The organism is Candidatus Woesearchaeota archaeon (genome assembly GCA_016180285.1).
GTDB lineage: Archaea > Nanobdellota > Nanobdellia > Woesearchaeales > JACPBO01 > JACPBO01.
Genome location: JACPBO010000006.1, coordinates 15012 through 33938 on the forward strand (window position 1 = coordinate 15012; position 18927 = coordinate 33938).

Annotated in this window: 23 protein-coding genes; 14 read left to right on the plus strand and 9 right to left on the minus strand. The window is 36.8% G+C overall.

Going from position 1 to position 18927, the window contains the following annotated elements; genetic code table 11:
• Positions 1-201 precede the first annotated feature (201 nt).
• Positions 202-1131 (plus strand): S-layer protein, encoded by a 930-nt coding sequence (locus HYU07_02055; GenBank protein MBI2128998.1) that lies wholly within the window; start codon positions 202-204, stop codon positions 1129-1131.
• 62 nt (positions 1132-1193) lie between these two features.
• Positions 1194-2159, plus strand: coding sequence for a hypothetical protein (locus tag HYU07_02060; GenBank protein ID MBI2128999.1), 966 nt, complete (start codon positions 1194-1196; stop codon positions 2157-2159).
• A 3-nt stretch (positions 2160-2162) separates the two neighbouring features.
• On the opposite strand, the gene HYU07_02065 is transcribed toward HYU07_02060, so the two are convergent.
• From HYU07_02065 to HYU07_02080, 4 genes are read right to left on the minus strand one after another with little or no spacing between them, the layout of a single operon-like run.
• Positions 2163-2630: an AAA family ATPase gene (locus HYU07_02065; GenBank protein MBI2129000.1), complete on the minus strand. Its 468-nt coding sequence runs from the start codon at positions 2628-2630 to the stop codon at positions 2163-2165.
• A gap of 44 nt (positions 2631-2674) precedes the next feature.
• Positions 2675-4693: an ABC transporter permease gene (locus tag HYU07_02070; protein ID MBI2129001.1), complete on the minus strand. Its 2019-nt coding sequence runs from the start codon at positions 4691-4693 to the stop codon at positions 2675-2677.
• The gene (locus HYU07_02075) at positions 4690-5643 is read right to left on the minus strand and encodes an ABC transporter ATP-binding protein (protein ID MBI2129002.1); all 954 of its coding nucleotides are present in this window, start codon (positions 5641-5643) and stop codon (positions 4690-4692) included. The genes HYU07_02070 and HYU07_02075 overlap by 4 nt, the downstream gene beginning before the upstream one ends.
• A gap of 54 nt (positions 5644-5697) precedes the next feature.
• Positions 5698-5910, minus strand: coding sequence for a hypothetical protein (locus tag HYU07_02080; GenBank protein ID MBI2129003.1), 213 nt, complete (start codon positions 5908-5910; stop codon positions 5698-5700).
• Positions 5911-6027: 117 nt separating this feature from the next.
• Between HYU07_02080 and HYU07_02085 the strand changes: the two genes are divergently transcribed.
• The 9 genes from HYU07_02085 to HYU07_02125 all read left to right on the plus strand — a co-directional run bounded on the left by HYU07_02085 (position 6028) and on the right by HYU07_02125 (position 11339).
• On the plus strand, positions 6028-6375 hold the full coding sequence (locus tag HYU07_02085; protein MBI2129004.1) for a hypothetical protein: 348 nt from the start codon (positions 6028-6030) through the stop codon (positions 6373-6375).
• A gap of 6 nt (positions 6376-6381) precedes the next feature.
• Positions 6382-6522: a hypothetical protein gene (locus HYU07_02090; GenBank protein ID MBI2129005.1), complete on the plus strand. Its 141-nt coding sequence runs from the start codon at positions 6382-6384 to the stop codon at positions 6520-6522.
• Positions 6523-6579: 57 nt separating this feature from the next.
• Positions 6580-6735, plus strand: a complete 156-nt coding sequence (locus tag HYU07_02095) for a hypothetical protein (GenBank protein ID MBI2129006.1) — start codon at positions 6580-6582, stop codon at positions 6733-6735.
• A 212-nt stretch (positions 6736-6947) separates the two neighbouring features.
• Positions 6948-7301: a hypothetical protein gene (locus tag HYU07_02100; GenBank protein ID MBI2129007.1), complete on the plus strand. Its 354-nt coding sequence runs from the start codon at positions 6948-6950 to the stop codon at positions 7299-7301.
• On the plus strand, positions 7246-7815 hold the full coding sequence (locus HYU07_02105) for a nucleotidyltransferase domain-containing protein (protein MBI2129008.1): 570 nt from the start codon (positions 7246-7248) through the stop codon (positions 7813-7815). The genes HYU07_02100 and HYU07_02105 overlap by 56 nt, the downstream gene beginning before the upstream one ends.
• 112 nt (positions 7816-7927) lie before the next feature.
• Complete coding sequence (locus tag HYU07_02110; GenBank protein MBI2129009.1) at positions 7928-8383, plus strand: TIGR00270 family protein; 456 nt, start codon at positions 7928-7930, stop codon at positions 8381-8383.
• Between the two features lie 30 nt (positions 8384-8413).
• Positions 8414-9316, plus strand: coding sequence for a hypothetical protein (locus HYU07_02115; GenBank protein MBI2129010.1), 903 nt, complete (start codon positions 8414-8416; stop codon positions 9314-9316).
• Positions 9313-10005, plus strand: coding sequence for a polyprenol monophosphomannose synthase (locus tag HYU07_02120; GenBank protein MBI2129011.1), 693 nt, complete (start codon positions 9313-9315; stop codon positions 10003-10005). Before HYU07_02115 ends, HYU07_02120 begins: the two co-directional genes overlap by 4 nt.
• Positions 10002-11339 (plus strand): glycosyltransferase family 39 protein, encoded by a 1338-nt coding sequence (locus tag HYU07_02125; protein MBI2129012.1) that lies wholly within the window; start codon positions 10002-10004, stop codon positions 11337-11339. The genes HYU07_02120 and HYU07_02125 overlap by 4 nt, the downstream gene beginning before the upstream one ends.
• Here HYU07_02125 and HYU07_02130 read toward each other — a convergent pair.
• The 5 genes from HYU07_02130 to HYU07_02150 all read right to left on the minus strand — a co-directional run bounded on the left by HYU07_02130 (position 11334) and on the right by HYU07_02150 (position 16896).
• On the minus strand, positions 11334-11954 hold the full coding sequence (locus HYU07_02130) for a hypothetical protein (protein ID MBI2129013.1): 621 nt from the start codon (positions 11952-11954) through the stop codon (positions 11334-11336). The genes HYU07_02125 and HYU07_02130 overlap by 6 nt on opposite strands.
• Positions 11951-13192, minus strand: coding sequence for a glycosyltransferase family 2 protein (locus HYU07_02135; protein ID MBI2129014.1), 1242 nt, complete (start codon positions 13190-13192; stop codon positions 11951-11953). The genes HYU07_02130 and HYU07_02135 overlap by 4 nt, the downstream gene beginning before the upstream one ends.
• Positions 13189-14625 carry a hypothetical protein gene (locus HYU07_02140; protein ID MBI2129015.1) on the minus strand — a complete coding sequence of 479 codons (1437 nt, stop codon included), beginning with the start codon at positions 14623-14625 and terminating at the stop codon, positions 13189-13191. Before HYU07_02140 ends, HYU07_02135 begins: the two co-directional genes overlap by 4 nt.
• On the minus strand, positions 14622-16121 hold the full coding sequence (locus tag HYU07_02145) for a glycosyltransferase family 39 protein (GenBank protein MBI2129016.1): 1500 nt from the start codon (positions 16119-16121) through the stop codon (positions 14622-14624). Before HYU07_02145 ends, HYU07_02140 begins: the two co-directional genes overlap by 4 nt.
• A gap of 127 nt (positions 16122-16248) precedes the next feature.
• On the minus strand, positions 16249-16896 hold the full coding sequence (locus HYU07_02150) for a response regulator (protein ID MBI2129017.1): 648 nt from the start codon (positions 16894-16896) through the stop codon (positions 16249-16251).
• Positions 16897-16999: 103 nt separating this feature from the next.
• On the opposite strand from HYU07_02150, the gene HYU07_02155 reads away from it, so the two are divergent.
• From HYU07_02155 to HYU07_02165, 3 genes are all read left to right on the plus strand, one after another.
• Positions 17000-17740: a helix-turn-helix domain-containing protein gene (locus HYU07_02155; protein ID MBI2129018.1), complete on the plus strand. Its 741-nt coding sequence runs from the start codon at positions 17000-17002 to the stop codon at positions 17738-17740.
• 47 nt (positions 17741-17787) lie between these two features.
• Positions 17788-18729 carry an NAD-dependent epimerase/dehydratase family protein gene (locus HYU07_02160; protein MBI2129019.1) on the plus strand — a complete coding sequence of 314 codons (942 nt, stop codon included), beginning with the start codon at positions 17788-17790 and terminating at the stop codon, positions 18727-18729.
• Positions 18730-18765: 36 nt separating this feature from the next.
• Positions 18766-18927: hypothetical protein (locus tag HYU07_02165; protein ID MBI2129020.1), on the plus strand; the 162-nt coding region annotated here is incomplete at its 3' end.

Consider the following 18927-nt stretch of genomic DNA (forward strand, 5'->3'; position numbering starts at 1 on the left):
TTTGACAAAATCCAGCCAACCATGGCAGGAGACGGTCAAAACCTCGCTTTGCTCGGTTTTGCCCTACTCGGCATCCCGTAGGGAGCAACCCCTGCCTCGTCTCCGCCATGGCTGGATTTTCGTTGTAAAGCATAGCGAAACAAAAAGCTTATATATAAGCATTGCTAAAATATTTATAGTAGTATTAAAAAATAATTTTTAGTGGATAATATGTTTGTTGTTGAAAAATCAAAAGGAGAAGTGGCATCTTTGCCTGCAAGGGAGCTGAGCTTTAGCCAGGTAAAGTCATTAAGCTCGCAGCTGGCTCAAAAGATCGCCTTGGAAATATCAAAAAAGCCATCTTATGCAATGGAAATAGCCAAAAAATTAAAGGTTAATGAGCAGAAAGTCTATTATCACATCAGGAAGCTGGAAAAGGCAAGGATCATTGAAGTTTCAAGGACAGAGACAATACAGGGAGCATCTGCGAACATTTACAGTGTTGTAGAGCCTGCTTTTGTTATTAAGCTCAGGGAATTTCAGACAACGCAGAAGATTGCTTTTGAAAAGCAGCCAACTGAGTTCCTGGAGCCTTTTATCGAGGAAGGCCAGCTGAATGCCGTTATAATTGTCGGATCGCCTGATCCGCACGGCCCTGAAAAAGCAAGGTCAAGAGACGGCTATTACGGCATTGATTTGGCATTGTTTCTAGGGTCTTTTCTTAATTATCTGCCGGAGCTTAATGTGAAGCTTGATACTGAAGCAAGGGCAGAAGACCTTCAAAAAAACCTAATCATTATAGGCGGGCCTGTGGTGAATACTGTAACCGGCCAGCTGAATGAAAAGCTGCCAATAAGATTTGATAAGTCCAATAACTGGCGCATTGTTTCCTCGATTTCAGGCAAAAGCTATCATTCAGATGAAACAGGAATCATTGAAAAGATCAAGAATCCGTTTAACAATAAAAAAAGCATTTTACTGGTAGCTGGAAAAAGGTACATGGGAACAAAGGCAGTGATGCTCGCTTTCATAAAGCACTTCAAGGAGATATGCGAAGGAAACAAGTTCAACAAGGAGATCAATGCAAAGGTTGTTGAAGGGATTGATCTGGATTCTGACGGGATTGTGGACGAAGTGGATGTTTTAGAGTGATATAAATACGAACTAACTAATACATGATATAAATATTTAAATATGTAAAATTTATTTAAAATATGGGTGTAAAATTGGCAAGCGATAATAATATTGCGCAGTTGGTGAGAGAACCATATTTTATGCGTTCATTAGATTCTATTCCCATCCTATATAATCCTCCTTCGAGAAAACTTGATACTGGAAAAGGGCAGTGGGAAATTCATGAAAGGGAAAAATTTGAAATACCCTTCTTTTCAGATAATGAAAGTCAAATTGCGTCAGATGGTTTCTGCGCCGTGTACATTAATAAAAAAGGAAAACCTCAAACAATTTTCCTTGGAAATTTAGATGATATTGCATCAGATGAGTCAAGAGGAATTGTTGATAGCACTGCAATCGAACTTTCTAAAAAGGTTTTAGAGCAAAGATTGTTTTCATGGCCGCCAAGAGGATTGGATGTGGCTAATGGAGATGATTGGTGTATATTAAATGTTTTATTAGGGATGGTTGTTGTAGGCAGCGGCATTCTTATTGATGGAGCAGTAGCAGGTTACGGAAATTCATCAGGAAAGTTTGAATATATGTCAATAATTTCTAAGGTTGTCAAACTTGAAAATGAAAACCCAAACGCCGCATCTACATTTTTATGGTCTCTTTCAGGAGCATTACTCGCTTTGGGGGGTTTAGGTTTAGCTAGCTTGGGTAAAAAGGTTGGCGAATTTATGGATCATATCAGAACAAAAAACTTGCCTAAAGAAGCCAGTTCATTTAAGTACGGGTATGATGCAATGGGCTCTGTTTCAAAAGAACAAGAAACTGTGAAAAGAGAGAATGAAATGAGAACATTATACAATGAATTACAGAATTCCGGCTATAGTGTTCCAAAACCACTTATAACAGAGATTTATGATGCAATGAAAAAAATAGATGAGCGAGATAGTGATAAGATCATTTCTTTAAGAGACTACCTAATACAAGAAAAAGAGGTATGCGTGCTTCCGGTTGATGTGCTTACAAAAGCATATGTAACTGCAACAGGTAGATAAAGGCTATAATTTTTTAATCACATTCTCAAAACCTGTCTTTTCATCTACGACCATAACCTTGTGCCTTCTCTCTTTTGCTTCATTCAAGCATACATCAAATATTTCGCAGTCAAGGTTTTCCCTTATTTTATTTTTATCGTAGCCTTTCTTTTTTAATCTTTTTTCCAGTGTTTTAAGATTGCATTTTGTGACAATGCAGAGATCAACATATTTCTCAGGCAGATAATGGCTTAAATGAGAGTCTATGATCAGTGATTTTTTAGAATTTTTTATTATTTCAATTAAAACCTTGTTTAATTTTTCAACATCAACAATCCTGCATTTTCTTTTTTTATCATAGCCTTCTTCAAGCTTATTGTCTTTTATGAGCTTGCTTACATCAATGTACTTATAGCCTGATCTTTTAGACAGCCTTTTAGCAAGCGTTGTCTTTCCTGTTCCGGGTGTTCCTGTGACTATTATGGCTTTCATTAAAAAAAGAAAAAATAAAATAGGTATTTAAATTTATTCAAAATCTACTTTGTTTTTCCTTCCAAGTGCTTCTTTATGATGCTCAAGAACTGAGTTCTTTTCTTAATGCCTTTCAGCTTGTTGTACAATTCAGCATCTTTCTGGCTTTCCAATACCCATTCAGCATAGATGTTTTTCTCTTTTATCGCTTCTTCAAAGTCATGATCCGGCATGGAAAAAATATTCCCTACCAGCTCACCTATTGATTTGAAATTCAGCTTTGTTTCGTTCTGCTCCTCACTCTTAGGCTCTTCTATTTCTTTCTTTTTCTTCTTGAAAATGCTTATTCCCTCTGCCAAAAAGCGATGCTTCATCAATTGCTGAGCTCCAAGCGTTAAACCAATGAAAAGCACGACAAAAGCGATTAACATTCCAATCTCATTTTTAATAACTATAAACGGTGAATTGAATACCATCAATTTTCGAAGCACAACCTCGCTTATTACAAATGGGTTATAAGCAGCTACCTGCCTGACATAATCCGGCATGCTTTCCAATGGCAGTATGAGGTTGGACAGAAAAATCATTATTGCGCCAACAGATATTGATGCCAGTGTTGATGTTTCCTCTGAATTGAACAAGTAGCCTATGCAGATTCCGATGAACGTGAATATTGTTGTTATCAGAAGCAATAAGGGGAGGGATTTTAACAGGCCCAGCAGCACAATCTCCCTTAAGAATATTGTCGAGATTGCAAGGATGATTATCAGCTGCAATATGAGAATCAAAATATTGGTGAGATAGGCTGAAAATATGAATGTTGCATCCCTTGTTGGGGTTACAAAGTTTCTGAAATAAGCCCTTGACATCTTTTCCATCATAACTAATGTCGAGGAAAGCAGTATGCTTATGAACATTATGACAAGAACTATCAGGCTGGGGAATACATAATTGAGATTGCTTGTTTCAGGCGTTACAGGAGATATCTTTGTTTTTACAGGAGACACAATGCTCTGCGCATCCTTTACCTTGGTGCTCTCGATATTTGCAATTATATTGCGGACAGAATTCTTGACTGCGCTAAGCTCTGAAGATGCCTTATCTAATTTTGATTTTATGGCATCAAGCTTTCCGGATGCAGAGCTTTTAAGCGAGTTTGCTTTGTCAAGCCTTGCTTGAAGATCCTGCGAGCTTGCCTGCATAACAGACAGCAAAGAGGCAACGTCTGAATTATATGATGAAATAAGGCTGCTGATATTGCTTATGCTTGAAGATAGGTCTGTAACCTGTGTTTGCGCGTCACTGGCAGAACTTACCAATATACCTTTGCCGCTTGCATTTGAGCCCATCATACCAACCACATTATTGACATTGTCAATTAATTGCTGCGTTGTGGCAATTGATGCAGAACTGTAATTCATCAGCAAGGTTGTCTTGCTGTTCAGCTCTGCAGTTTTAGCTGCAATCTCATCTGCCTTCAGATCATTTTTGTTAAATGAAAGCTGCATTGAGCTTAAAGAAGCTTTAACTTCTGAAACCTTGTCATTCATATCTTTATTTTTAGCTACAAGAGCATCAATAACAATAAGGTCATTCTGCAATTCCTGCTTTGTCCTGTCTAATTTGTCTAAAATCACAGTTGTAAGGTTAATGCTGAGCTCCCTTGACCTTGATGATATTTTTGAAGAAACAATATCAAGGATTATCCAAACAAGGTTGATTTTGGAATAATCAACATGAAAATCTATTTCGTTTTCAAGAGAGGGGTTTTCAAAGTCAAGGTCTTTCGGGAAAACAATGCATGTATGTATTGTGCCTTTTTTAATGGCATCTATGCATGACTTTTCTGTTTCAAAACGGCGTACTGCAAACTGCTTGTCAGTCAGCTTTTCTATGAAAGAATCGATCAATGCATTATAGCCCGGAGAATAAGTCCCGATATTCAGGCTGTATGATTTCGATGTGTTGAATGCTATTCCTGCGAGAAGTATTATCAACAAAGGGCCAAGTATGACTATCAAAGCAGAAGTCCTGGACCTAAGCAAGAGCTTGAAGTTCTTTTTTATTATGCTGAATAGTTTCATTTTTTAGCCAGCGATATGAATACCTCATCTAAAGACGGCCTGCCTAATTCAACTCCGAGCAGGGAGTCTTTTTTGCCGAGCATTCTCAGCAATCTTGCAAGGGTTTTCTCTCCTTCAGGAGTGTATATGATGAGCCTGTTTTCCTCAACTTTTAAGTTTTTTACGCCAATTTTTCTTAAGCTCTTAATCAGGGCATCATAATTCCTTGAGCTTGTTTCAAGAATCAATTCCTTTTCCTTTGTATATAACATTTTTAATTCATCGGGAGTTCCGGACCTGACTATCTTTGCATCATCCAGTATAGCAACTCTTGTGCACAGAGTTTCCATTTCTGTAAGGAAATGGCTTGCAAGTATTATTGTAACTCCCCTTTCGTTTATCTTTCTCATAAGATCCCATATCTGCTTTCTCGAAATAGGGTCAAGGTCAGCTGTCGGCTCATCCAGTATCAATAATGAAGGGTTATGGATCAAAGAGCACGCAATATCAAGCCTTTTCTGCATCCCTCCTGAAAGATTCTGGGAAATCAGATTCTTAAATCTGGTTAAGTTTGTCATTTCCAGCAATTCGTCTGCCTTGCTGCTTATGTTTGATTTTGGTATGCTATAAAGGGCTGCAAAATATCTCAGATTTTCCATTACAGTCAATTTAGGATAAAAAGAAGGAGTCTGGGCTGCAAATCCAAATTTCTTCTTTACATCAAATGGGTTTCTGAATACTGACTTGAAGCTTTCAACTCCGCTTTCAGTTATGTTGTACAGAATATCGCCTTCCTGAGGCCGCATGAAGCCGATCAAAAGATTGAGCATTGTTGTCTTGCCGGATCCGCTCCTTCCTATGATGCCGAATATCTCGCCTTCATTAATATTAAGGCTTATTTTATTCAGAACAAGATTATCGCCAAATCTTTTTGTCACATTATCGAATTTTACGGCAATAGCGCTGCTCATATATGTAGGATAAAAAAGCTGATTAATAAATTTAATGAGACTACTCTCGAGAAGTTATAGAATTTTTATATCCTCGCTTTCTTTCTTTGTAAGTATCGATAATAAATGTATTAATATAGAAGCATCTCTTCTGCTCAATAGCCTACTTACATCATAAATTAACTCTCGTTGTTTCTCTGTTATTTCAGTAGGTTTATAATAACCACTTTGATCATTTTCTAACATCTTCCAGATTTCCAATAGTTTTTGTTTGTCTTCAGACTTCATAAGAATTATGTATATCAGTTTAAAATAAACCTTTCGGTTTTAATGGCGTGATGGCCGTTGTGAAAAGAATAGCAAACAAAAATAGAAAGGTTTATATAGGTGTATGATATATCTGGTATGTACTGGTATTTAAAAATGGTTTTTGAAAATATATTGAGGATAAGAAGAATGCGAGAACAGGTCAAAGAAGAATTAGAAGGTTTACCTAGAGGGGATCTGGATCAAAATATGTTAAGACAAGCATACTGGGCATTAAGAACACATAATTTAGGTAGAACGGTGAAACTTCCATTATCAAAAGAAGAAACATTAATCCAAGCTACAAAACTCATTCAAAAAGATAACCGGGCTTTTTGCCCAAAATTTGATGAAAAGATCTTCAATAGAGTTGATCTATGTAGTGTTGCTAAAAAGGATCCTGAATTTAACTCTGTTTGTTTTTGCTCGATAAAAAAAACACGGTGAACAAAAATGGAAGGCAATAAGAAAAGAATTTTAGAAGAATTAAGTGATAAAGGCTGTATAGAAATTAAAGATAAACAGGAAAAACTGATAACTGTATGTGTAGGTACAAAAGAAGACATGGGAAGAAGGATAGCTAATTTAATCTAAAATGATAAAGTAAAGAGTTATGATGATGTTTCAAAATTAAATAAGGATTTAAAAAAAATGGGCGTTCCGAGAGAAGGAATTGCAAGAGCATCAAGATTTGTTTCAAATGGCTTCAGAGACCGCAACTATGAAAAAACCGAAAAAAAGTGGAGCCTTGATCTTTTAAACAAGTTTGGTTTAAATAGAAAAAAGAACGAAGAAATAAAAATATGATTTTTTGTTATTTTTTCCTGATCCAATCCCAGACTGCATAGACTAAAATTGCGAACAATGCTCAGAATAAGAACAGCATTGCAATGTTTGTCTGCGTTAAATATGCCGTTGCTGTTGATTGCGCCTAAAGTGCATCAATCAGCCTGATATCATTCCTGTTACTATAAAGAACAGAAAGGTTTAAATATTACTTATCTGTTACTTATAGTAACATGGACAAGAAAGAGCTTTTGGCGAAGAACATAAGGGAGTTCTATAGAGAAGGCAATAGCGCATTGCAAAGAAATTCTTACAATTCCGCAGCAAGCCTTTTCTTCAAGGCTCTTGCAGTAATTGCTGACTGGCATATCCTGCAAAAGAAAGGGTTTATTCCAAAAAGCCATACTGAGCGTTTCCGCATTCTTGAACAGAATTATCAAGAGATATATAAGATTCTAGATAAGGATTTTCCAGTATACCAGGATAGCTATAGCATTGGCTTACAAAAGGAAACAGCAGAGGTAATAAGAGATGATCTTAGAAAAATTGCAAAAAAAGTTGGATTTGAATTGGATAAAGAAGAATGATGCATGGGACATAGTTGTTTATGGCTCATATGCGCGCGGCGAAGTTAATTCTAGGGATATAGATTTAGCGATAATCCTTAGCAGAGCCGCTTCTGTGAAAAAGAAAATGGCGCTATGCCAAGAGCTAAGAAGGGCACTTTCTGGAAAAGAATACTCGCTGGATGTAAAAGCTGTTGACATTAATGACTTAATGAATGTAAGTTTTCTTGCGCGGGAAGCTATTCTTGCAGAAGGCCGTTCGCTTCTCAAGAAAGATTATCTCGCAGAAAGATTTGGATTTAAGAATTTTGCAATAATCGAGTATAGCTTGAGAAATCTCACGCCTGCGAAGCAAAAGATGTTTTATTATGCTCTGCAAGGAAGAAAAATAGGAACAGGAATTCTTGCAAGAATAGGCGGCAGAATAATCTCGAAAGGTGTATTCCAAGCGCCAACAAGACATTATGAAGAAGTGCTGAATCTGCTCGAGCAGCATCGCATCATCTATAAAACAACATTTGTCTTGCAATATTGAATGCTATATTGATATTTTATTAAATGCTTTAGTGTCTAAGTATAAAACAACAACATTTTTATATCTTTTCTGTTTTTCTGCCTTATATTAAGGATAACAATGGAAGGCTAACATGGAATGCGATATGTGCGGGAAACAGGCAAAATTCAAGGCATTAATTGAGGGAAGCGAATTATTTGTATGCGAGCAATGCTCCAAATTCGGCAAAGTTCTTGGTGAAATCAGAATACGCCAGGCTGATCCAAAAAAGCAAAAAATCCAGAGCGCAATTGCTGAAGAAAAGGAGCTGATGGAAGTAATAGTTCCAGAATACCCTGAACTGATAAAATCAAAAAGGGAAGAGCTTGGCTTAAAACAGGAGGATTTTGCCAAAAAAATAAATGAAAAGGCCTCATTGATTCACAAGATCGAATCAGGGCATTTCGAGCCAAATGTCGAGCTTGCAAGAAAGCTTGAAAGATTTTTAAAAATAAAGCTGGTTGAAGCGCATGAAGAGATCCATAAAAAAGAAGCTAAAAAGGCAGTGGAGAGCTTCACACTGGGGGATTTTGTGAAGATAAAGAAATGAAAGATATTAAAGACATTATTTAAATTCAGAATGACAACACATCTAAAACAAACTGGAACTGAAGACTCTACTTTAGTGCTTTCTATAGATGATTCAGCTAGAGGCCTTTATGATGAATGCAAAAAAATTTCAAAATTGATCGCAGACCATTACAATTGCAACAATGCAAATAAAGAATTAATTTTTGGCTCAGAGCCTTGGTGTAACGAAGTAAAGCGGTATGCTGATGAATTCTCAAAGCTGTTTGGAAGCCTTATCGAGCCATTTATTTTAGAACAAAGACTATCAATTTTAGATATAGCACATCCTTTAAAGGAAGAAAATCCAGTCAGTATAGTTTGCCGGACATTGGGCATTGAAGGATTAAAAGTAAGAGACACAATGGATGTGCTTCATGAAGTGGGAGATCGTGAGTATGCAATTGAGAGCATACCATCACAAGAAACAGAGTTAAAAGTAAAAGATGTTGTGACGATGATTTACGGGGGTGATCCGTTGCTATACCCTTTTGTAGTGGAGAATGTGCCACTGCAAACCTTAGAAGAGCTTTTTTATGGATACACGCCTAATTTAGTTTGCAATTTACATGAGAATGTTATAAAAATATGGGGGTATTTGAAGATTACCCCGCATGCTATGGCAGATAGAATTGGCTTTATTGTTGTTGAGGACATAGCAAAGCTGATAGAAAAAGGATCCGAACAATTTAGTTGCCCATTGGAGTATGGCGGTTTTATAATGGCACCAGTTAATAAAATGAAAGATACTATTGATTATTTCACCAGGATATACAAAAATAAAAACCTAATTGAATGGGCAAGATTGGAAACACTTAGAAGTAAGATAAAAGATGAGAAAGACGAAACAGTCAGATCCTTTTTATTCAAAAATTATAAAAACGAGATTTTGAGAATAGCGCAAGAAATCAAATGATCTCAACAATAATCCCGACATACAACGAAAAAGAGAACATAAAGAACCTTATTGCCGCAATCTCAAATACTCTCAAAAAAAACAAGATCAAAGGCGAGATCATAATTGTTGATGATAACTCGCCAGACGGGACAGGCAGGATCGCTGAAAATTTAAGCAGGAAATACCCGGTCAAGGTTCTGCACAGAAAGGGCAAGCTTGGATTGAGCAGCGCTGTTGTTTCAGGATTTAAAGCTGCAAAAGGCAATATTATTGGCGTTATGGATGCTGACTTTTCGCATCCGCCAGAAATAATCCCTGAACTGATAAAGCCGATTTTAAATGAAAACATTGATTTTGTAATTGGAAGCAGGCACATCAAAGGTGGCGGAATGGAGAACTGGCCTTTAGCGAGAAAGCTCATCAGCAAAGGAGCAACATTGCTGGCAAAAACTGTAACGAATGTCAAGGACCCAATGAGCGGCTTGTTTTTTCTTAAAAAAAGCGTTATAAAAGATATAAGATTTGACTCAAAAGGATTCAAGATATGCCTTGAAATCCTGGTCAAAGGCAGCTATAAAACTGTAAAAGAAGTGCCTTATATCTTCAAGGACAGGAGAGCGGGGAAAAGCAAGCTAGGCGCAGGGGAATATCTGAATTATTTAGTGACATTGGCGAGATTGATAAGATATAAAATTGCAAGAAAATGAATAAGAAACACCATATATTTATTTTACTGGCAGTTTTCTTTGCTTTATTTTTGATCCTTAATTTCATTGACCCTGTTCTTCTCTGGGATGAGAATGTTTATCTTGGAAATGCAAGAAGCCATATTGCGCAGTCAAACTTTACAGAGGATTTCAGGTTTCCATTATTGGAATATATTATTGCCTTTTTCTGGTTTTTTACAGGAGAAAGCATTTTTGCTGCAAAGCTGATTATACTATTTTTCACATTGGCAACGATATATGTTTTCTATCTGATTGCCCAAGAGAATTTTGAGCATAAGCATGCGCTTTTTATAACAGCACTCTTCTCCATATCGCCTTTAATGATCGAATGGGGATCTAAGGTCTATACTGAAATACCTGCATTGTTCTTTTTAGTCCTCTCCTTTTATTTCATATTGAAGCAAAAAAACCACTTTATTCTGATTGCGGGCATCTTAAGCGGCCTTTCATTTCTGGCAAAATTCCCAAATGCTCTTTTTGGCCTTGCAGTCGCAGCCTTTTTTATTTTTTTCAAGGAATATAAGAAGCTAATTTATTTTTCAATAGGCAGCATCATAGCATTACTGCCCTGGCTGATTTACAATTTTATCACTTACAAAAACCCCTTATGGGATTTAATGATGCAGATGTCTGTCATAGCTCAGTATACTGTAAATGAGCCAATAATGCTGCAGATAGCAAATTTCTTTGTTGTGATGGCAGCGCTTTCTGTATTCTTGCCTTTTGGCATTTACCCTCTGATTAGAAAGAGAAAAGAAAATTGGATAGTGATATTTTACACAATTGTTTTCTTTGCATATTATTTATTCTTTGTAAGGCTGAAGTTTTCAAGGTATTACCTTGCTGATCTGGCTTTTTTATACATTATATGCTATGCGGGATTTTTATTTTTAATGAAACAAATCAAAGATATCCAGTATAGAAGATTTTTTTATGCTGCAATAATAACTTTTGCCATTTTAACAGCCATTCTTTTCGGTTTTAATAGAATCCAGGCTCATGGGAATTGCGAAAAGGACGGCGCAATAATCCAGAGCACAGATTACATCAAAAGATATGCTCCAGAAGACCAATACATAATAAGCAATTTCTGGCCATGGTTCGGGTATTACGGCAATTTCAGGATACAGTCGATATGGAGCGAAGACATTAATATTCTTATTGATACTTTTAAACCCAGCTATTTTGTTTACAATAATTTAGTTGGCGTGCCGTTTAACAGGATGATGCTGGATGAAAACGGCAGGTTAAAATTAGAAAAGCATATAGAGGGGAAGTGCGGCCAGGAAGTATATATTTACAGGGTTCTATAGTAAGTTGTCTATCTCATCGCTTGCCTTGAAACCATTATAAGCAACATCATTGATTATCAAGCTTGGGGCTGTTTTTATCCCATATTTTCTTTTAATTGCATTGATCGCAGAATTGTCTATGTTTATGTCGAACGAGTAAATGCTCATGTCTGGATATTTTTTATGCAGATAATTCAAGACAAATCCCTGCTCTTCGCATTTATCGCAGTCCTTGTAATTTGAATAAAAGTAAAGAATCAGCGTATTGTTTTGCCTGCACTTCTCGCTTGTCTTTTTCATATAGAGCCAATGCCTTATTTCCAGCAGAGAGTAATATTCCTTAAGGCGCATTACATCCCTGTTGTTTTTTCCGAGCTGGTTTTCCATATAGTCTAATTTTGAGCCTATTTGGTAGAGGTCATCAGTAAGCGGAGTTGAGTTTATCCATTTGCACGGATCCTCGCTGACAAGCAAGTACTCGATTTCAACTGCCATTGTGTCTACTCTCATGTCCTGCTCAAGGTCGCCTAGCTTTGAAAGCTTTGTATCTGCAGTCTTTGCGCCTATTATCAGGCCAATTAAAAATATCAGAGTAGTTGCCGCAAAAACAAAAAAATACCTGGATTTTGATTTCATCTTGTGTCTTTATGCCTCCAGATTACTTTTTTCCCGGATAGCTTGTAAAAAATAGCAGTAAGCCACCATACTCCGAATAAAACCCAATAAAACAGCAAATAAGACACATAGGAAAATTTTATCTTAGACGTCTCTTTAGAGATCTTCTTTGCCATAACAATCATGCATATGCCTATTGCCAGGCACAATATGGAGAGCACGGCAACTGAGTTAAAATTCACAAAAAATGGGTCAAAATGAAAATCAAAAAGCCTTGAAAAGTCAAAATTTATTGAGCTAAGATTTTTATAGTTTTGTATGAGTGTTCTGGTGATGAATCGGAATATTGTGTAGAAAAGAACAACAATGACGAGAGCAACTGAGATGAATGCTGCAGGCAGGATGAAAATGCCAAGATTGCTGTATTTTCTGCTGAATAGGTGCTTGTATTGCAGCACATTTTCCATAAATCCATAATACCACCTTAATCTTTGCTTTAAAAGGCCTGTAAATGATGGCGGTGTAAGCGTATAAACTATGGCATCAGCTGCATTCTCTATTTTGAATTTCCTGCTTTTTATCCTTAAAGCGATTTCTATGTCTTCTGTCAGATTATTTTCGTCATAGCCGCCATACTTGTCAAAAAATTCCTTTCTGAATATGCTGAAAGGTCCGGGAGCAACATGGATGGAATCCAGAATGGCAAATATCTTTCTTAGGAAGATGCCTACGAGATACTCTATTAACTGGATTCTCTGCAGAAAATTTTTCGGCTTATAGACTTTTAACGAAGGCGTCACTGACATCACATCCTGGTCTTCAAAATAGCCAAGCATTTTTTTGAGCGCATTACTGGCCACAAAAGAATCTGCGTCCAAGGCAGCTACAAATTCACCCGCGCACCTTTCCAACCCGAAATTAAGGGCAGAGCCCTTGCCGCCATTCTTTTTTGTAAATACTATCACATTTGGCTCTTTAATGGATTTTGCAGCTTTAAGCGTGCCATCTGTGCTGCCGTCATCAACAACTATGATTTCGAGCTTGTCTTTAGGATAATCCAGATTAAGCAGGGATTTTATTGTTTTCAATATGGTGGCTTCTTCATTGTAAGCAGGCACTATAACTGAAACCTTGGAGTATTCTTTTATTTTAGGGGTTTTAAGACTGTCTTTATTGTCAAGCAATGTTGAGAAGAAAAATATGGCAGTAAATAGGCCGAAGTAAGAGACCACATATATGAGCAGCGCATCAAAATTCATTTTAACCCTTTTTTATATTGCCATATCTCTATCGAACCCTCATCATAAATCTTTTCAAAAAACTCATTGTTTCTGAACAGGAAAAGCAGGCCTTCATTTTCTTCATTCCAAACCTCGCCATTTTTCATATCAGGAGTTATCCATATGTAACTTACATCATATTTGTTTAAAAGCTTTGTTGTTCTCTCAAGATTTCTTGAATAAAATATTGTTTCTGTTTCATTATAGGCGAGCATCAGATTTGGCGTGAAATAAAAGTTTTTGTCCAGCACTGCTTTTTTGCCGTAATATTCTATCCAAAACCCGTTTTTATAATGTGAAAGGACAATATTGGCCGAATCATCATGGCCATTAAGCCATTCCAGGCTTTTAATCATCTCTTTAGTGGGAGGATATGCGCTTAACCTCGAAATAAAGGAAGTTGATGAAAACAGCAGGCCGCAGATTAAAATAAGGATTGTGAGATTTCTTATCAGCTTAAACTGCCATTTTGTTTTTGAAATGTACACCAAGCATAAGCCAGATGAAACTGCAACAAGGAAATTAATGTAGAACCTGAAAATATCTATGTAGAAAGAAAGGGCGAATGACATAATTGCAACAAGGTAAAAGAAGGAATAATGATAATCCTTTTTCCATGTTACAGCCAGGCCAGCCAAAGCAAGCAAAATGCCGAATATGCTCAGGCCTGTAAGAGAGCCGAAATCTGATACGAAGTTCTGCAGAAGATTCTGCCTTAAGCTTATGCTGCGCGGAACTCCAAAATTTATCAGAAGAGGCAGATAGATTACCAGGCTGATCACGATTATTATGGTTGCAACTATTGAAAAATCCCTTGCCTTTTTCTTATTCAACGAGATGTAAGGCAAAGTTATGAGCAGGGCAATAATTGCATGAAATATCCCGAAAAAAGGTATTGTGGCAAAAATCAGCCCGGATATGATAAAAGCCATTTTTCTGTCGTGGATGAAAAAGTAGAATGCAAGAAGATTTAAGAGCAGGGCAATAGCATCAGAGTTTGAAACAACAAACAAGTAGACAAATATCGGGGATATTATGAAAATGAGCAAAATATAAAATCTTTCCTTGAAATCAATATTTAGTTTTTTGAGAATCAGATAAAGCAGAATGACGCACAGAATGCCTGCTATAAATGGAATTATCTTTGAAGCATATTCCACATTGATGAAGGATAACTTTGATAAAATCAGGTGATAGGGATTGAAAACATACGGCTTTGGCGAAAAAACCATATTGTCCTGCAAGGGTATGCCGTGTTCTGCAATTGTCAACGCCATCCTTGATTCATAATAAGGCCTCATGCCAATCATTATATCATTGTAAAAAAAATGCCTGACAACATGAGGGAGCGCCAATATGAGAGCTACGGCTATTAAAAGCAGAAGCAAGGAATTTCTTTCTGTAAGCTTCATTTTTCCTCCACTGCGCATAACGGCATATAGATCTGCACAGACTGATTATAAACCAGCTCGAAGCACCGTTCTTCTATGAAATTTAAATCTTTTATTTTGAACTCGTTTTTTGCTTCTTCTGAAAAAAGCATGTAATTGACCTTGTACTTGTTTAAAAGCTCCAATGCAGTTATTTCTGAGTTCGTAGTAAACATGCTCTTTACATCATCAAATATTTCAGCGCTGTTTTTGACCATCAGAAAATTTGTATCAATAACGTTTTTTCTTTTTGAAATCGCATTAATCATTGTTCCTTCGTTTACTGATGCCAGAATTACGCTGCCTTCAGGAGTATTGGACTTCAGCCATAAAAAGGCATTTATTTCATCTGCGCTTGGAGCATTTTTAATTTCTGAATAAGCGTATGACAGGGAAGGTATTACTGAAGATACCACGAGCAGGAATACAACTGAAAGAAACATGTAATTCTCATATTTTGCAAATTTTGTTTTTTCAATGTATCCGATAAAATCTTTGTAAAACTGGCTGAATAAAACAAGCAATGTAACGCTTAAAAAAATCAGCCCTATGTCGAGCTGTATAGACCTCAGCCATAACAGGAGAGAAACTGAAATTGCAAATGCTGTAAGCAGGTATATCTGCCTGTTTTTCTCCTTTAAAAGATACCTGTATATAATATAGACGCCGCAAATGAAGGGAATTACGCCTATTTTGTAAATTGCTTCAAGCATATTAACGCTTACAAAGTAATTCCTTAAAAGCTGCGCAGGTATGTTCTGCCATATTATGTTTATGCCGTGCATTAAAAGAGCTTTTTTGAAGAAGATGAAATAAAACCAAAATGCAAAGAACGATGAAAAAAGAGAGATTTCCAGCTCAGACCTGCTCAATTTCGTCCTTTCAATCAGCATGAAAATCAGGTAAATAACGAGAGCAAATATAAATAAAAGCATTGTTGGATAGAGAAAAGTCAGCAGCACCATGAGAAAAAGATAATGGGGCAGGTATTTCTTATTATCAGTAACCTGCATAAAGAAATAAAATGCAAGGAACAGCAGCGGAATAATAAAAGAATATACTGAAATGCTGTTTATTGTCTGCCTGAAAAATATCGGGATGAAGCCAGATATAAATGCAGTCAGCAATGACACTTTATTGTTTTTTGTGAATTTCTTTGCTAAAAGGAAAACTACAAAAACAAGGCATGCTGCAGCTATGTTCGGAATCAGCTTTGCAGCAAGGGTTAATGGCATAAAAATAGCAAAAAAGGCAATTATGTAATGGAATGTAGGCAGGTAAATATTTGTTTTTCCGGAAAAGCTGAGATCATCATGGAATGACGGCAAGCCGGTTTGCCCTATTTTTCCAATCTCCTTTAAGTTGAAATATGCTTCGCTTGATGAGAAATAAGGCGTGGAGAATGCAAAAAACAGCCTGGTGCCTAATACAATGAGAAAGATGGCAACCAATACCCAAACATGCTTCTTTATCTCCATATATCGTATAGGTGAGCCTTACTTTAAATAATTTTAGAAAATGTACTGATTATTGACCACTATTGCCTCTGATTTTACAGTTACAAATCCGATAAGATGGTCGGATACATTTCTGTAAACAAAGCGGTCAGGCACCCTTATATAGTCTCTGGACCAATGGATCAAACTGATCACAAGTAAATGGTTTTCCTATATAATCAGATGCACCTGCCTTTAGTGCCTTTTCCTTAACATTGCTAGCACTCATCATAATAATTGGCACTTTTTGGTTGAACTTTCTTATTTCTTCAATGGCTTCTAACCCATTCATACCGGGCATACTATTATCGGTTATTATCAGGCCATAGTCGCTTTGTTTTACTCGTTGCAAAAGGTCAATGCCATTTTCCACATATTCTACTTTTGCAGGGTATACGGCGGTAATTTCCCTAAGGCCAATTTCACAGCTGCGTCTTACTCCTAAATCGTCATCTGCTACTATAATTGGTTTCATGGATGACCTATACGCAGCATTGTATAATTGTACAACCTTCTTTTCAAAAGCAGACCTTATTCTTCTAAAATCTTCCTCGCTGTTTACAGCATCAAATATCATGTTATGCATCAGACGTGAAAATATATGGGAATAAGGAGCAGGCACAAAAAGCTCTTCACTGCCATATTCGCTAAAAAAACTAAGTGAATATGTTCTTCTGCCTGGAAAATCAGCGTCACTAATATACGTTCTTAACTCCAAATAACCCTCTCCTATTGTTTTTCTTCTTAATATTCCCATTTTAATTACCTTGCAAGAAATACAATCTAGTTTAAAAACCTTTGTTGTCTATAAATAAACTACAATAGAAAAATTTATAAATAACAGCAAATCAGTTTAAGCTATGGAAAAAGAAGCCCTGATCAAAATAGGATTAAGCAACAGGGAAGCAGAAGCATACATTACCTTGCTCCAACTAGAAGAAGCATTGGCATCGGAAATATCGGAAAGAACAAGGGAATCCAGGTCGAATGTTTATGATACCTTGAAGTCTTTGATGAACAAAGGACTTGTTTCTTATGCGATTAGAAATAATAAAAAGTATTTCAGAGCTACTTCCCCGAATAAGCTAATAGATTTTTTAAAAGAAAAAGAGCAGGATTTACAATCAATACTGCCAAATTTATTGGCTTTGCACAGGCCAAGAAAAAAGAAAGCCGTTGTTGAAGTTTATGAAGGCGTTGAAGGAATGAAAACAATATTATTAGACATAATAAGGACGGGCAAAGACTGGCTTGGAACATCTACAGGCGGCTCAGTTAAGATTATGCCGAAACATTTCATGGAGAAAATCCACAATATGCGCGAAAAAAAGAAAATTACCTTAAGATGCTTATGCAACAAGACAAAACAAGCAATCAATAGGTGGAAACCTTATGTTGGAAGGCCCTATTTTGAAATAAGATACATTCCAGAGAAATTTCAAAGCCCAGCTACAATGTATGTATATGGCAACAAATTGGTGATTCTCATGTGGTTGGAAAAAGAGCTTCCTTTAGCGATTTCTATCCAAAGTGATGGCATCTCAAAAAGCTTTATGAAATATTTTAAATGGCTCTGGAGTATTGCAGATAAGAAAGCTTAAGCAGTAATTTTAGAAAAATATATATAAAGCGCTGAAAATCAAGGCTTATGAAGACCGTGCTTGTAACCGGCGGAGCAGGATTTGTAGGAAGCCATATAGCTGATTTATTGATTGAAAAAGGCTATAAGGTTGCAGTGGCTGATAATCTGTCGAATGGCTTTAAGGAAAATCTGAATAAAAAAGCAGTTTTCTATAATGTTGATATTCTTGATGATAAGAAATTAGATGAAGTTTTCAGCAGGGAAAAGCCGGATTTCGTAATTCATCAGGCTGCCCAGGTAAGCGTAAGGAAATCAATGGAAGACCCGATTTTTGATGCCCGCGTTAATATGATCGGAAGCGCCAATGTGTTCCTGCTTTGCAGGAAATATAAAATAAAAAAAGTTGTTTATGCCGGCTCCGGGGGGGCAAGATATGGAGAGCCGAAATACCTGCCATGCGATGAGAAGCACCCGTGTCTGCCGATTTCACCTTACGGAGTTTCAAAATATACTGCTGAGCATTTGCTGAGGGTTTTTTGCAGTGATGCGGGAATTGATTATGCTGCGTTATGCTACTCCAATGTTTACGGCCCAAGGCAGGATCCGAATGGAGAAGCAGGTGTTGTTGCTATTTTTTTGAATAATCTGCTCAAAGGAAAAGAATGCGTTATAAATGGCGATGGGGAGCAGACAAGAGATTTTGTTTATGTGAAAGATATTGCAAAAGCCAATTTAATGGCGCTTGAACAAAATACAAAAGAGAAAATTTTCAATATCGGAACAGGAAAAGAAACATCTGTTAATGAGCTTTTTAATGCGATAAAGAAGCTTCTTGGCAAAGATGCAAAAGCAGGGCATGGGGCAGCAATTTCAGGAGAAGTGCACAGGATATACCTCGATGCCAGGCTTGCTGAAAAAGAGCTTGGATGGAAAGCAGAGCATGATCTGGAGAAAGGCTTGAAGGAGACTGTTGAGTGGTTTAAGGGCAAATTTTCTACTCTTAAATAATTAAATATTTATAGAAGCACGTATTTCTAATTGTCTATGGGGTCAACGCATAATTTTGTAGATAAAAATGGAATTTTTATTCCACAGATGGGCTCGATTGGGGGGAAAAGCGGAGGCTTAGTCAGATCCTTAGACATGCTTGGTGATGTTGGTTACAAAGCCCCCCCATCAATATTAATCCCGGCAGAAAGTCTTGAT